Genomic DNA, 15331 nt, shown 5'->3' on the forward strand with positions numbered 1-15331 from the left:
GCTCTGACCCCGTTTTTTCACCGTTTTTCAGGTTTTACGGTTTGTGATGCCGTCCCAGATCATGAGTGCGGCGCCAATTACTATGGCTGAGTCGGCTACGTTAAAGGCGGGCCAGTGGTGGGTTTGCTCCCCCAGGCGCAGATACACATCCAGAAAGTCGACTACAAAACCATGTTGCAAACGGTCCAGCACATTGCCTATAGCGCCACCAATGATCAAATTAAATGACCAGTTCAAACGCCATTCGTCTTTCGTTTGCTTGCGCAGCCAGAATATCAGTAAACCTGATACAGCTATTGCCAACAACGTGAAAAACCAGCGTTGCCAACCTCCCGCATCGCTTAAGAAACTAAAAGCGGCACCATAGTTCCGTGCGTGCACAATATCGAAAAACGGCAATACATTAATACGTTCATACAAACTCAGACTCGCCAGAATCCACTGTTTGCTGATTTGATCCAATATTATTACCAGCACCGGAACCCATAATAAGTGCCAGCCGCTGGCCTGCCAGCGTGCTGGTTTCGTTGCCGACATTAGGCAAAGCTCCGTTGTTCACCGTCACCGTCAACATTAGTTACACAGCGCTGACAAAGGTCAGGATGCTCATTAATGCTGCCGACTTCAGGACGATGGTGCCAGCAACGGGCACATTTTGTATGCGCCGTTTTAACTACTGCTACTTTGAGCCCTTCCAGTTCCGTATCACGCACATCGCTGCCTGCGTCAGCCAGCGGTTTAATGCTGGTTTGCGAGGTTAATAGCACGAAACGTAACTCGTCCTGCAACGCATTAAGCGCTGGCTGCAAATCTTCTGCAGCATAAAGCGTGATTTCAGCTTGTAAGGAACCACCTATCACTTCGTCGCGGCGTGCCTGCTCTAACGCCCGGTTTACTTCGCTACGGACCGTCAACAGAGTCTGCCAGGTGCTATCTTCAATCTGGCCTTTATCCAGCCCTTGTGGCCAGTCCTGATACCATTCCGCCGTGAATACATATTTATCACGTCCGCCTTCAACGGCTGGCAGGGTTTCCCAGATTTCCTGCGCGGTAAAGCTGGTAATAGGCGCCATCCAGCGTACTAAAGCTTCTGCAATGTGCCACAAAGCGGTCTGGCACGAACGCTGAGCGATACTGTCTTTTTTCGCGGTGTACTGACGATCTTTAATAATATCCAGATAGAAACTACCCAGTTCAATTGAGCAAAAATGCATGAGTTTCTGCACTACGCTGAGGAACTGATAATTATCATAAGCGTTGACCAGCTCATCCTGCAGGGCTTTTGCCCGGCTGACTATCCAACGGTCCAGTTCGACCATCTCTGCTGCAGGTACGGCATGCTGAGCTGGCTCAAAACCATTCAGGTTGGACAGTAAAAAGCGCGAGGTATTACGAATACGACGATAGGCATCCGCAGAGCGCTTCAGGATTTCATCCGACACTGTCATTTCCGCGGTGTAATCCGTTGAAGCAACCCACAGACGCAGAATGTCGCCACCCAGTTTGTTCATCACCTGCTGTGGTGAAACGACGTTACCCAGTGATTTGGACATTTTGCGGCCTTGACCATCGACGGTAAAGCCGTGCGTCAGCACCTGCTTATATGGCGCCTGCCCTTTTGCTGCCACACCGGTCACCAGCGAGGACTGGAACCAGCCGCGATGCTGATCGGAACCTTCCAGATAAAGATCTGCTGGCCAGGCTAACTGCTCCTGCTGATCCAACACACAATAATGGGTCACACCGGAGTCAAACCAGACGTCCAGTGTATCTGTTAATTTGCGATAGTCGTCGGCTTCTTTACCCAGCAGTTCACTGGCGTCCAAATCAAACCAGGCCTGGATGCCTTCTTTTTCAATGCGTTTGGCGACTTCTTCCAGCAACTCCAAAGAGCGCGGATGCATTTCATCGGTTTCTTTATGAATAAAAAGGGTCAGTGGTGTGCCCCAGGTGCGCTGGCGCGAAATACACCAGTCCGGACGGCCTTCGACCATCTGCGCAATGCGGCTCTCGCCCCACTCTGGGATCCAACGTACGTTCTTGATCTGTTCCAGCGACTGTTCGCGCAGTTTTTCCTGTTCCATGCTGATAAACCACTGCGGAGTGGCACGGAAAATTATCGGTGTTTTATGGCGCCAACAATGCGGATACGAATGCGGGTAGACTTCATGATGCGCCAGATTTCCTGCTTCTTTCAAAGCTTCCACAATAGAATCATTGGCTTTAAATACATGCTGACCGGCAAACATTGGCGTGTCTTCTTTATACACACCCTGGTTATTGACCGGGTTATAGACTTCCAGGTCATATTTTTTACCCACCAAGAAGTCATCCACACCATGGCCTGGGGCGGTGTGCACACAGCCCGTACCGGATTCGGTGGTAACGTGATCACCTAAGATGATCGGCAATGTCTGCTCAAACAAAGGATGCTTTAACTGTTGCAGTTCCAGCGCCTGTCCATGACAAAATCCTAGTTTGTGGTACTTTTCCACACCAAAACGTTCCATGCAGTCATGCACCAGATCAGAAGCCAGGATCAGACGTTCAGGCTTATCGCCTTCAATCTGTACCAGAGCGTATTCAAGATCCGCGGCTAAAGTGACCGCCTGACTTGCCGGAATGGTCCAAGGCGTGGTGGTCCAGATGACCATCGCAATGGGCCCTTGTCCGTCATGTCCTTGTGGATGCTCAAAGCGCTCAACCACAGCGGCTTCATCAGCTACCGGATACTTCACGTCTATCGCTGGTGAATTTTTATCTTTATATTCAACTTCCGCCTCGGCTAACGCCGAACCACAGTCGGTACACCAGTGCACTGGCTTAAAGCCCTGCTGCAGGTGGCCACGTTCAATGATCGCTCCCATGGCGCGCACAGTGTTCGCTTCCTGCTGGAAGTTCATAGTCAGGTAAGGTTTGTCCCACTCACCAAACACACCCAGCCGTTTAAAGTCTTCGCGTTGAGCGTCAACTTGAGTCAACGCGTACTCACGGCACTTGGCACGAAATTCAGCATCCGTCAGTTTTTTGCCCGGCTTGCCATATTTTTTCTCCACCATGAGTTCAATCGGCAGACCATGGCAATCCCAACCTGGCACGTAGGGCGCATCAAAACCACTTAAGGTTTTGGATTTCACCACCACATCTTTCAGAATCTTGTTCACTGCATGGCCAATATGAATCTGCCCATTGGCGTACGGAGGGCCATCATGCAAAATAAATTTATCGCGTCCTGACCGGGCTTTTCTAATCTCACCATAGAGATCGTCGGCATACCAGTTTTCGAGCATCTGAGGTTCGCGCTGCGCCAGATTACCGCGCATTGGAAACGGCGTTTCAGGAAGGTTTAACGTATGCTTGTAGTCGCTCATGCCATCTTTTCCGTTAATAAGTAAATGCCTGTGCCTGCAGCACATCCTGTTGTATCTGTTGCTTTAGTTCCTGCAACGACGAAAACTTCACTTCGTCGCGTATTTTGTGCAGCGGAGTAACGCTCATGCGTTCACCATAAATATCGCCACTGAAATTAAATAAATGGGCTTCGATCTGTACGCCTCGGCCATTCACAGTAGGACGGCGACCAATATTGGCAACACCGGGGTAACTCTTGCCGGCCACTTCAACCCGCACTACAAAAACCCCCTGCAAAGGCGATTTAAGGCGCTTTAACGGCATGTTAGCAGTTGGAAAACCTATACTGCGACCCTTTTTCTCGCCATGGGAAACCCGACCATGTAATTGATAAGGCCTACCCAGCATTTGTGTCGCTTTAGCAAAGTCACCCACAGCAAGCGCCTCGCGAATAGCTGTGCTGGAAACCCGTGTGTCAGACTGTCGGTAACTGGCAGTGTCAACCACGGCAAAATTATGCTGCTCTCCCGCCGCCTGAAGCAGGCTAAAATCACCTTCGCGATTGTTACCAAAACGAAAGTCATCGCCTACCACCAGTAGCTTAACACCCAGCTTGTCGACCAGCACCTGCTGGATAAAGTCGTCAGCATGCAAACTGGCAAAACGCTGGTTAAATTGCACACATAACAGCCGTTGCATACCCTGAGCTTCTAACAAGTGATACTTATCGCGCCAGGTTGTCAGCCGGGCAGGCGCTTTTTGCGGACTAAAAAACTCCAGCGGCTGAGGTTCGAATGTCATTACAGCTGCCGGCAACTGCAATTCCTCTGCCCGAGCACGCACCCCCTGCAGCACTGCCTGATGCCCTAAGTGCACGCCGTCGAAGTTGCCAATAGTGAGCACACAATGACGGTGCTCTGGCGTAGTGGTATGTAAACCGCGAATTAATTCCATAAGTGGCAGATTATATCCTAACCAGCATTGAGGGTCAGCACCTGTTTACACTGAAGTGGTGCGGAAATGCCGGGGCCGACCACCCAACAGTAAAAAGCTCAGCAGATAACTTGCTGCACCTGCGATGATAAGTCCCGCCAGCCAACCACTGCGTTGCCAGTTTGACACTTGCAACCAATCGCTTATCGCTGGGCTAAAGTAAAAGAGCACAGCCACCATCACCACTGTGGCCAGCGTGATACGGCCAAGAAAGATAAGCGTACTGCGCGCCAGCAATAAAACCCCTTCACGGTAGAGTACCACGCCCAACAAGAGCGCATTGACCGTACCTGACAGAGCGGTCGCTAAAGCCAGCCCTACATAACCAAAAGGGATGGCTAATATCACATTGAACAGCATATTCGCGGCCATCGCGATGATGCCGTATTTAACCGGTCGTTTGGTGTCCTGACGGGAAAAGAACGCGGTGGCCAGCACCTTCACCAGCATAAAGCTGAGCAGTCCGCTGGCATAAGCGATTAAGCTATACGAGGCCATACGGGCGTCATCGGGACTGAATTCACCCCGCATAAAAAGCACCATAAGCATAGGTTGCGCCAGTACCATCAGTCCCGCCATAGCAGGCAGTCCTAGTGAACTGACCATACGCACGCCCCAGTCGAGTGTTCGCTGAAACTGAGCCAGTGATTTATCCACATGGCGGGCGGACAGAGCGGGTAAAATAACTGTAGCAATAGCAATGCCGAATAATCCCAACGGAAATTCCAGCATACGATCGGCGTAATACAACCAACTGATAGAACCGGTCATTAGAAAACTGGCAATAAGGGTATCAAACAGCAGGTTGATCTGACTGACAGAAACACCAAAGATAGCAGGCAACATCAGAATCCGTATGCGTTTAACGCCCGGGTCATTCCAGCCCCAGCGCGGCCGCACTAGTAAACCAGCACGTTTCAAAAACGGCAGCTGGAATAAAAACTGTATCAAACCGCCGACAAAGACCCCGATCGCCAGGCCTATTTCAGGTTGCGCCAGCCGGGGAGCCAGCCATAACGCAGCGGCGATAATAGCCACATTTAAAAACACCGGCGTAAATGCCGCCACCGCAAATTTGCCAATGGTATTTAAAACGGCCCCGGCAAGTGCGGTTAAGGTAATGAACCACAAATAGGGAAAGGTTATTTTAAGCAACAGACTGGCCAGCTCAAACTTCTCAGCATTCGGCCCGCCCTGCCAGTAATCCAGAAACCAGCCCATGCCAAATAAAGCAGCAACTACTGGCGAACCGATAACCGCCAGCAAAGTAACCACGGTAACAATAGTACCCAATGTGCCAGCTACGCGAGCAATCAACAGACGAGTCTCGTCAATGCTTTTACCGCGGTGGTATTCGGTTAGTACCGGCACAAAGGCCTGCGCAAAAGCGCCTTCGGCAAATAAACGGCGTAAAAAATTGGGAATTTTATTAGCAAAGAAAAATACATCAGCGGCGGCGCCTGCACCCATCAAAGCGGCAATCACAATATCCCGGATTAATCCCATAACCCGCGAGATAAAGGTCATTGCACTGACAATCAGACCTGAGCGAACCAGCCGCGGGCCCGCTGTTTGCGGTGCCTGGGAGGTCTTTTCTGGGGGGGGCGTATCGACAGCGCTCAAAACAGCTCCATGCTTTATATTTTCAAATATTGCGCTATCTTACGGCAAAGCCGTCAACAGGCAAAGCAAATAACTGTTGCGGTCAGCAGCCATGGTCGGTAGAATATGCGCACTATTTTATCAACACAAATTGACTTTTGGGCCAAATGCAGGCATAGTCCGCGGCCTTAAACGTCAGCTAGTTCACAGAATTTTAGGAGTTTACCTTGGCTAACATCAAGTCTGCTAAGAAACGTGCGGTTCAGTCCGAGAAACGTCGTCGTCAAAACGCGAGCCGTCGCTCCATGATGCGCACATACATGAAAAAAGTTAACGCGGCTATCACCGCAGGCGATCAGGCAAAAGCTTCTACAGCTTTTGCTGAGTTGCAACCTATTATGGATCGTTCAGCCGCTAAAGGCCTGATTCATAAAAACAAAGCAGCTCGTCATAAGAGCCGTTACACAGCAAAAATTAAAGCTCTGGCTTAACTTTTGCTGTCATAAAAAAACCGGCTTCTGCCGGTTTTTTTGTCTCTTTTTTTTGCCTGTGTTATTCAGTCATTTAGTTCTGATCATCGTCAGCAAACTGATCGAAAAAGCTCTGTAACGCATTCTCGACATCATCCACCTCTGTATCGTCCAAATCAGTAGCATCCAGGCTCTTCATTGTAAAATCCTCTTCACCATGAACCTTGGCATTAAAACGCTGTAACATGATGGCCGTAATCATACTGAAGTCGCTTTTTTCCAGTAACTGATAGCTTTCCGTATCAGGTAATTTGCCACTTACCATGGTGGTCAGGAACTCAATAAACTCAGCTGTCTCACTATCTGCCCGTATTTTCTGTTGTTGTTCCGGTAGCCACAATGAAAAACCTTTCAAAAAACCACACGCCCAGGGCTGCACACTATCCAGCTTTTGCTCGTCCGCTGGTTCAAAATACGGTTCTGCCTGGTCCGCCTGAATGGAATCACTGACTTCACTATAATAAGTCATCAGTTTTTCCATCTGCAGTTCTACCTCATTACTGTCCATTTCCATGCGCAACAGCGGAGTGAAAAAAGCCTGCCAGTCCTCTTTATCGACAAGCTCAGGACTAATACATACCGCATGCAGTAAGCCGTCCAGTTCGCTAATACTATTAACGGGGCTGGTGATAGAAAAATCTTCAGTAGCAGAACCTTGCACAAACAAAGGCGTTATAGCCACCCGTACTTCGTCAAGCTCCTTAAAATGCATAAAGTCGCTTAAACCATTGTCAAAACTGGTACTGACTACTTCCATTTCGCTTTTTACCTGCTCTGCAGAAGCATATTCAGTTTTACTAATGTCCACAGCCTGCGCTGCATAAACATCTTCAACCAGGGGCAATAAGTCATCTGCCTGTAGCATCACTGTCGCGTCAACGAGCGCTGCATTCAGTTCTTTTGGCTGCTCAGCATGTTGCGTCAGTGAATTTTCAATTACCCGGGAAGCGCGGGCATGAGCGCCGGGGTGGAGCATCGCCAGCTTATGAGTCAGTTCAACGGCCAGTAAACGCCGTGGCAATGATAAATCAGACTGCAGAGCACAAGATTCAAGATCCTGTAGCAAGCTAGTGTCAAAATAAGGCAATGCCTGAGTCACCGCGATTTCAACCATGTTGGTTAATAAAGTCTCATCAGACTCCTGCAACAAACGTCGAACAAGCCTGTTTTCACAGCGCTGAAGCAGGGCCAGCAAGGCATGGGTGGCAGCAAATGGGTCAGCACTGCGTGCCGGCTCAGACACCAAAAGCATGGCGCTTTCCACGTCATTATCCTGCAGGTTATAGTCTGGAAAATCTGGCATATCCAGGCTGGAAGGCTCTCCCCGATTCTCAAAATGGGCAATAGCCTGAACTGCTTGCTGCGACATCTAACCTCTCCGCTGTGCTCAAAAACCACATATTAACATACTGCTTAATAAAAATAGTACCGCGCTGGCCGTTGCCAGGGCTCCAGGTGTTCCCGGCAATGCTCCTGCAAGGTTCTTTTCAGTTCTTTGCGTGCTGCTACCGTACGAAAATCCGGTGCGAGTACATCTACGCGAATAAGCTCACCCAGCACGTCGTTAGGCATACTGGACGCCTGCACATCACTGACGCCTTGTACCTTCAGTATAGTCTGCTCTACCTGCTCTGGCAGCACCACACGGCCACCAACGTTCATCTGGTTATCAATATGGCCTGTTATCACTACCCGCCCACTGTCATCGCGCTGAGTTAGATAACCGGTATTAATGGCAGCGCCGGTGCCGGTAAATTCAATCACTAGCTGATTGTCATTTTCAACTTCAAGCAGCACCTTATTTTCACCGGGCTCAAAGAGTTCAGCGGGTAAGCCTGGTTTACCGTCGGTAATTAACCAGCTTATGCCTACGCCGGTATTAGAGAAGCTATGCACCACCAGCGCGGCCGGAAATATCGATTGCAAACGGTTTAAGGTAGGCGCATCGGCAATGCCACCATTGACTACGGCGAGGCGCAACGGTAATCGCGAAATTTCCGCAGTGGCAATAAAGTTACGCCATAGACGAGGCGGCGCGGCAATGGCGGTGACTTCAGCCTGGGTAAAGAGATCAAGTAAGGCCGCCAGGCTGTCGGCCTGTGCCAGTACAATGTCTTCTCCGGCGCGCAGGGCCCGCAACCAAACCAGCAAACCCGCCAGTTCTGACGGTTCCTGTAATACGCCCCAGCGTAACGGGTCCTGGCGGTCGCCAGTAGCTACCAGCTCATTGTTGGCTAAATCATCGAGGTAATATTCAATTAAGTGATCCTGCTCATCTAACAGGCCCCACTGCGTATGCACCGGCAAGGCATTGCCTGCGAACTCATTTAACATGCGCAGGTGACCACGTTCAGTCAGGTGATAATGACAACCTTGTGGCAGCGCCTGGTCAACCGGCAACAGAACCAACTCTTCGACAAAGCCATCCAGGGCCACCAGATTAATCAGTGACTCAGCACTAGCGGTCAGCGTCAGTGCCACTTTAGCACCGGCTGCCCGGGAGTATTGATTACGCAAAACCTGCGCCTGCTTCGCCACCGCTTTAAATGTCAGCGTACTTTGCACGCTGGTACTAAAGCTATAGACACGAGGCTGTTTGGTATCTGTGAAGGCTGAGAGATAACCCAGTAACGTACTCATTTTATCCTGTCGCCATTATTGATTTTATGCTGACAAAAATACTAACCTGTCAGGCCAATAAGGTACATAGGGATTTCAATCAGTTTGCGCTTTGTTTGCAGGCAATGGAGCAGTTGAGGTCTGCCCCGCCCAGCTCAATAGACTTTATGGGCTTTTTTGGAGGTGTTCAGAGTAATCAGACGTTGTTTGATATCAGCACGCTCTTCTTCACAGCGCGCCTGCAGTTCTTGAGTATGCGCATAAGCCTGCTGTAAAAATGGCTTATAGATGGGAACCAGTGAAGAGTCGTTATCAATATCTGCAAGAAGCTCGCGATGCAAAACATCGCGTTGCTCCAGAATGTCGGCAATACGCTGGTCATCAAGATCCCCGGCATTGCTCAGACGAACAAACTCTTCTTCCAGCTGTTCGGCCTGTTGCAGCTTATCGCTCATCCACCAACAGCCATTTGTTCACGCTGAGCAAAAGCCTGCTCACGAGCAGCTACAGGGATAGCATCCCAACCTTCTTTAAGGTTGCGCATGACCAGCAAACTGTTATCGATCGCTTCGATCGAACTGCTGCCCATAGCATCGATGATCTGACGTTTAACAAAGTCATACAGGTCATACATATTACCCGCCACTTCGCTCTCAGCGCTCATGTCGAGACCGTCCTGCAACGCATTCACGATAGACAATGCTTTGGTCAGATTCTCTGATTTAGCCGCCAAGTCCTTGCGCTCAATGGCGCCTTTGCCGTAGGCCAGCTTTTGCATAGCACCGTTCATCAGCATCTGAATTAACTGGTAAGGGTCTGCCGTGGTCGCCTGGTCGCGTCCACCGACACTTTGATACGCATTAATACCTTTCTTATACATAGTCTTACCTTTTTGGTTACCCATAGCTAAACAAAGTATCGGCGCTTTCCGCCGATACTTTAGTGCTACATCTGCCCCAGACGTTGCATCAAGAATGAACTGCTGTTCTGCATACGCGCAATATTCTGATCCAGAGCACCAAAACGTGAGCGCATATTACTCTCAAAGTTTTCCATATAACGTTCAAACTGCTCACGCTCGTTATCGACCATTTTTTTCTGGTTTTCAAACACATTCTGACGACCGTCAATCAAACCCTGAGTCTGAGTATACTGCTTAACCGTCTCAGTCATCCGTGTCGCTATACCGTTGTCACCTGCAAACAAAGCAACCACATCATCAAAGTTCTGATTCAACGCTTGTTCAAACCGCTGCTCACCAGTGCCGCCACCAATGTTACGACTGTCAAATTCAAGCTTACCGTCATTGTCGGTCACTATGCCCATCTGAAACAGGTTGCTCATACCATCAGCGGCGCCATCTACAGGACTTGAGATGAGAGACGACATCTGGCTACGGATAGAACGCACCATAGAGTCACCGATCAAGGGCCCACTCTTACCTTCCGGCGCATAAGCGGTCAGCTTGTCCACCTGGTCGATCATTTCATTGTAGGCTTTCATGAAGGCATCAATATTTTCACGTACTCCTTCACGATCGATATCCACTGCAAGATTAGGCGCATCCTCGGCTCCGGTGATCCGGTTAACCGTTAAAGACACCCCTTCTATAGCATTTTCGAAGGTATTGGTTTCACTGGTAATGGCAATGCCATCCACTTCAATTTGTGCGCTAGCGGCAGCTCGTTGCGTGGTCAGGTTAGCGGTGGTCATATTATCCAGGCCACCCACACCATTGGCTTCCACGGTCAGATCATTGCCTTCCCCAGTGATTTCGGAATCAAAAACAAGAAAGCTTTCAGTCCCCGTATTTACCACACTGGCACTGACGCCAAAGTTCTCACCAGCACGGTTAACAGCCCGGGCAATTTCACTCAGGCTGGCGCCATCTTCAATATCAACATCGAAAGTATTGTCGCCACCAGCAGCAAACGTCAAAGTACCATTGCCTGTTGCTACCGGATCTGTTGAATTATCAAACGCTCCTGACTGCAGACGTGAACCGGCAGCTACTGAGAGCACATCGATATTGTAATTACTACGCGCCGCATTAGAATTGGCCGTTGCAGTGAAAAAGGGGTTATCCTCAGGTTGACCCGTTACCGCCGCAGTCCGTGCACTCAGATCGCGCGGCGTATTCAAATCATTCAGTGCATCCTGCACTTTCGTCATCGCGCTTTTTAATGAACCCAGTGCGGAAATATTGGTGTCTGCAGTTTTGGTGCGCTCATCCAACCGCTCAATACGCGGCTGGCGCTCCAGCTGAACCAGTTGGCGAACCATTTGGTCCAGTTCTAAACCGGAACCTACGCCTAAAGATGTCATGGCCATAATAAACCTCTCTTACAATCTTTGTCTGTGTACTATGCCTGGCTATCGATCAACAGGCCAGTTGCACTATCTATAGCTTTATCGGGTGTCATTTCGCGTAGCCGCTCCGCCACACGCACCAAATCTTCCGATGGAATCTGGCGAATTACTTCACCAGAAGTACGATCAACCACTTTAACCACGGTCCGATCCAAATCATTATTCACCGAAAACTGTAATTCTTTATTCAAAGTTTGCGCCACTTGCGCAAAAGTTTCTGCCGCACGGTTCAATTCTTCTTTATTGAGTTCACGTTCGCGCGAGTTTTCCACTTGCTGTTCGGTAATCATATCCCGTATTTGCGTCACAGTCTGCTGCTGCGCATCCCGTGCTGCACTGCTCTGCTCAGCTGTATCCAGCTTTGGCAGCGAATCTGTTTGTGTCATTTCAATGCTCATAATAGCATCCTCCAACCTACCTTTTTTGCTCGCCTGGTGACTGCGGTCCAACGTATTACAGGATACTACAGCAGTAAGCAGGCATGCCCCTATTCATGCTATCGGCCAGCTTTACCATAAACTTTAGAAAAAAGAGGGTTTTTTAACCAATTACTACCCCAGCAGCGATAATACCATCGACGGACGCTGATTCGCCTGCGCCAGAATAGCCACGCTTGCCTGCTGCATAATCTGAAAACGCACCAGCTTAGCAGTTTCAGCGGCATAATCAGTATCCATTATACGTGAACGCGCAGCACTGATATTCTCCGATATGTTACTGAGGTTATTGATGGTTGACTGAAAGCGATTTTGTTTGGCTCCCAGACTGGCCCGCGAACTCCCTACCGTACCAATAGCGTTATCAATTGCGCTGAGCATATCGGCAACATCATTAGCTGCGGCTTCAGTAACATCAACAGCTCCGAGATCCACACCGAGGTCTGCCACCGCCACGCTGGCAATCGTCATACTGATACGTTCTGCCGCTGCGCCTGTTGTGCCGGCAAGAAAACTCAGTCCGTCGGTGGCCAGACTGCCGTCCAGCAAGTTACGCCCGGAAAATTGTGTGGTTGACGCAATACGGTCAATTTCTGATTGCAACTCAGTAATTTCTGACTGAATGGCAGTACGGTCTTCAGCACTGTTAATGCCGTTATCCGACTGGATGACCAGCTCGCGCATACGTTGCAGCATATTAGTCACTTCCTGCATGGAGCCTTCCGCAACCTGGGCGACCGATATACCATCATAGGCATTACGTACTGCCTGGTTCAGGCCATTAATCTGAGACGTCATACGCGTACTGATTTGCAGCCCTGCCGCATCATCAGCAGCGCTATTGATACGAAAGCCCGACGACAGCCGTTGAAAACTGGTGTTCAAGCCTATGCTGGATAGCAACAGCTGACGTTGCGCATTTAATGAAGATATATTGGTATTCACATAGAGTGCCATACAGCACCTCAATAACGGGCTACGCCCGACAACCTTTATTTGTTTCTACTAACTAACAGTTAGAAACCCCGCCCTCTTATAGATATCGGCCATTATGAAATAAACTTTAATGGCGCTGGCCCTTAGCCCGCAGGCAGTTTTTTGCCCCCCGGCAAACGAAGGAGGCAAAAATCGGCTGTTTTTTATAAAACTTTTGCTTCCAGTTCTGGTCAACCTGAATAATAATTATGCACCTGATGAACGCAGAGCATGAAAATAACTTTTTTTAACCTGATTTTAAAAGTTGGCATAGCCTCTGCATTATCTAAAGCGTCTGCCGGCGGACCTGGATGCCCCCCTACAACCTCCTTTTTCAGGTTCGCCGGTTCTTTCCCTAACTAATATGAAAGCAGACAAAGCGTAGAACCAAAAAAACCAGGCTAAGCCTGGTTTTTTTGGTTCTGTAGGGTACTTCAGTAAAATAGGGGCAGACGTCGCCTGCCCCCGATAACGCCTTACAGCAGAGAAAGAGCTGCCTGTGGACGTTGATTTGCCTGTGCCAGGATCGCAGTACTTGCCTGCTGAGTGATCTGGAACTTAGTCAGCTGTGCAGTTTCTGCCGCAAAGTCCGTATCCATGATACGTGAACGTGCGCCAGATACATTTTCAGAAACGTTGCTTAAGTTAGCAATGGTAGACTGAAAACGGTTTTGCGCCGCACCCAGCTCTGAACGTGTTTTACCTACAGCTTCGATAGCAGCATCAATAGTGTCTAAATCCGTAGCAGAGTCGTTAGTAGCTACAGCAACACCAGCGCCCAGGATATCGGCAGTAGCCATGCTATCAATCTGAATACCTATCTGCTCATTCACACCACCCTGAGAGCCCACCAGGAAGCTGGCATCAAAATCGCCATCCAGCAATTCCTTACCAGAGAACTGAGTAGTCGTGGCAACACGGTCGATTTCCAAAACAAGTTCATCAATCTCTTGCTGAATCGCCTCTAAATCTTCATCGTTATTAACACCATTGTCCGCTTGCACCACCAGCTCACGCATACGTTGCAGCATGTTAGTACTTTCCTGCAACGCACCTTCAGCGGTTTGTGCAACAGAGATACCATCATTCGCATTACGTACTGCCATGTTCAGGCCGTTAATCTGTGACGTCATACGGTTAGTGATTTGCAGACCCGCTGCATCATCAGCTGCGCTGTTGATACGAGAGCCAGACGAAAGACGCTCGAAAGCGGTATTCAGGCCGTTGCCTGAGGTCATCAGCTGACGCTGTGCGTTCAGTGATGAAACGTTAGTATTCACGTATAGTGACATACACTTCTCCTTTGCAAGTATTCACTTGCTGCCATTTATGTTTATTGCTTTGCCGCCCAACCACAAGCGACAAAACCTTCCCCTACATCCAGGGTTTCGGCCACAAAAAGAGAAGCTTTAGCTTTTTTTTCACTTTTTTTAATTTATTTTCCAGACAAAGAAAAACCGGGCTATAAAGCCCGGTTTGATAGAGGTCTGCCGACTGCCCAGAGCGCCCCGAAAATCCCCTTTCTCTGAACAGTCGACTCTTTCCCCCGGTAGCGGCATTCGTTGCCGCTACCAGAAGTCGGATTTTATTGCGCTTTAGCCAAGCAGTGACAACGCTGCCTGTGGACGCTGGTTAGCCTGGGCCAGGATAGAAGTACTGGCTTGCTGCGTGATCTGGAACTTAGTCAGCTGCGCAGTCTCAGCGGCAAAGTCGGTGTCCATAATACGTGAACGAGCCGCCGATACGTTTTCTGAGATGTTGCTTAAGTTAGCAATGGTTGACTGAAAACGGTTTTGCGCCGCACCCAGTTCTGAACGAGTTTTACCTACGGCTTCAATAGCGTCATCGATGTTGCCTAAGTCGACATCTGAAGCGTTAGCTGCCACATTAACCGCATCAGGTAAAATATCTCCTGTCGCCATACCATCAATCTGAATACCTATCTGCTCATCTACACCGCCCTGGGAACCTACCAGGAAGGTAACATCAAAGTTACCGTCGAGCAGATTTTGACCAGAAAACTGTGTAGTCCCGGCAACACGATCAATTTCAGCATTCAATTCATTGATCTCTTCCTGAATCGCCTCTAAATCTTCGTCGTTATTGACACCGTTATCAGCCTGTACCACCAGCTCACGCATGCGTTGCAGCATATTGGTGGTTTCTTGCAGCGCGCCTTCAGCAGTCTGCGCTACTGAGATACCATCATTGGCATTACGCACAGCCATATTCAGGCCGTTAATCTGTGATGTCATACGGTTGGTGATTTGCAGGCCGGCTGCATCATCGGCTGCGCTGTTAATGCGGTAGCCTGACGACAAACGTTCAAAAGCAGTGTCCAGGCCATTACCTGATGTCATTAACTGACGCTGAGCGTTCAAAGATGAAACATTAGTGTTTACATATAAAGACATGGGGGCGTCTCCTTTATAATTTACTAAGCTAAAATGCTTA

Annotated in this window: 14 protein-coding genes; 1 reads left to right on the top strand and 13 read right to left on the bottom strand. The window is 49.3% G+C overall.

Translation table 11 applies throughout. The features are described from left to right. Positions 1-27 precede the first annotated feature (27 nt). The 4 genes from lspA to murJ are packed head-to-tail and all read right to left on the bottom strand — an operon-like array spanning position 28 to position 5871. Positions 28-537 carry a signal peptidase II gene (gene lspA, locus CWE09_RS06605; protein WP_126803187.1) on the bottom strand — a complete coding sequence of 170 codons (510 nt, stop codon included), beginning with the start codon at positions 535-537 and terminating at the stop codon, positions 28-30. Further along, positions 537-3371 carry an isoleucine--tRNA ligase gene (gene ileS, locus CWE09_RS06610; RefSeq protein WP_126803188.1) on the bottom strand — a complete coding sequence of 945 codons (2835 nt, stop codon included), beginning with the start codon at positions 3369-3371 and terminating at the stop codon, positions 537-539. Before ileS ends, lspA begins: the two co-directional genes overlap by 1 nt. 13 nt (positions 3372-3384) lie before the next feature. After that, positions 3385-4305, bottom strand: a complete 921-nt coding sequence (gene ribF, locus CWE09_RS06615) for a bifunctional riboflavin kinase/FAD synthetase (protein ID WP_126803189.1) — start codon at positions 4303-4305, stop codon at positions 3385-3387. Between the two features lie 45 nt (positions 4306-4350). Then, entirely contained in the window at positions 4351-5871 is a 1521-nt protein-coding gene (gene murJ, locus CWE09_RS06620) for a murein biosynthesis integral membrane protein MurJ (protein ID WP_126803931.1), read from the bottom strand. A gap of 302 nt (positions 5872-6173) precedes the next feature. Between murJ and rpsT the strand changes: the two genes are divergently transcribed. Beyond that, entirely contained in the window at positions 6174-6437 is a 264-nt protein-coding gene (rpsT, locus tag CWE09_RS06625) for a 30S ribosomal protein S20 (protein WP_126803190.1), read from the top strand. 73 nt (positions 6438-6510) lie between these two features. Here the strand turns inward: rpsT and CWE09_RS06630 are convergent, their stop codons facing one another. The 9 genes from CWE09_RS06630 to CWE09_RS06670 form a co-directional block, all read right to left on the bottom strand. After that, complete coding sequence (locus CWE09_RS06630; protein WP_126803191.1) at positions 6511-7845, bottom strand: UPF0149 family protein; 1335 nt, start codon at positions 7843-7845, stop codon at positions 6511-6513. Between the two features lie 44 nt (positions 7846-7889). Beyond that, the gene (locus CWE09_RS06635) at positions 7890-9116 is read right to left on the bottom strand and encodes an acyl-CoA synthetase family protein (protein ID WP_126803192.1); all 1227 of its coding nucleotides are present in this window, start codon (positions 9114-9116) and stop codon (positions 7890-7892) included. Positions 9117-9250: 134 nt separating this feature from the next. After that, complete coding sequence (locus CWE09_RS06640) at positions 9251-9550, bottom strand: hypothetical protein (RefSeq protein WP_126803193.1); 300 nt, start codon at positions 9548-9550, stop codon at positions 9251-9253. Next, positions 9547-9975, bottom strand: a complete 429-nt coding sequence (fliS, locus tag CWE09_RS06645; protein ID WP_157982826.1) for a flagellar export chaperone FliS — start codon at positions 9973-9975, stop codon at positions 9547-9549. Before fliS ends, CWE09_RS06640 begins: the two co-directional genes overlap by 4 nt. A 65-nt stretch (positions 9976-10040) precedes the next feature. Beyond that, entirely contained in the window at positions 10041-11426 is a 1386-nt protein-coding gene (gene fliD / locus CWE09_RS06650) for a flagellar filament capping protein FliD (RefSeq protein ID WP_126803195.1), read from the bottom strand. Positions 11427-11458: 32 nt separating this feature from the next. Beyond that, on the bottom strand, positions 11459-11863 hold the full coding sequence (locus CWE09_RS06655) for a flagellar protein FlaG (RefSeq protein WP_126803196.1): 405 nt from the start codon (positions 11861-11863) through the stop codon (positions 11459-11461). Between the two features lie 153 nt (positions 11864-12016). Next, positions 12017-12859 (bottom strand): flagellin N-terminal helical domain-containing protein, encoded by an 843-nt coding sequence (locus CWE09_RS06660; protein ID WP_126803197.1) that lies wholly within the window; start codon positions 12857-12859, stop codon positions 12017-12019. A gap of 494 nt (positions 12860-13353) precedes the next feature. Continuing rightward, the gene (locus CWE09_RS06665; RefSeq protein WP_126803198.1) at positions 13354-14169 is read right to left on the bottom strand and encodes a flagellin N-terminal helical domain-containing protein; all 816 of its coding nucleotides are present in this window, start codon (positions 14167-14169) and stop codon (positions 13354-13356) included. A gap of 303 nt (positions 14170-14472) precedes the next feature. After that, complete coding sequence (locus CWE09_RS06670) at positions 14473-15291, bottom strand: flagellin N-terminal helical domain-containing protein (RefSeq protein WP_126803199.1); 819 nt, start codon at positions 15289-15291, stop codon at positions 14473-14475. Positions 15292-15331: the final 40 nt, after the last annotated feature.

The sequence above is a fragment of the Aliidiomarina minuta genome, assembly GCF_003987145.1.
GTDB lineage: Bacteria > Pseudomonadota > Gammaproteobacteria > Enterobacterales > Alteromonadaceae > Aliidiomarina > Aliidiomarina minuta.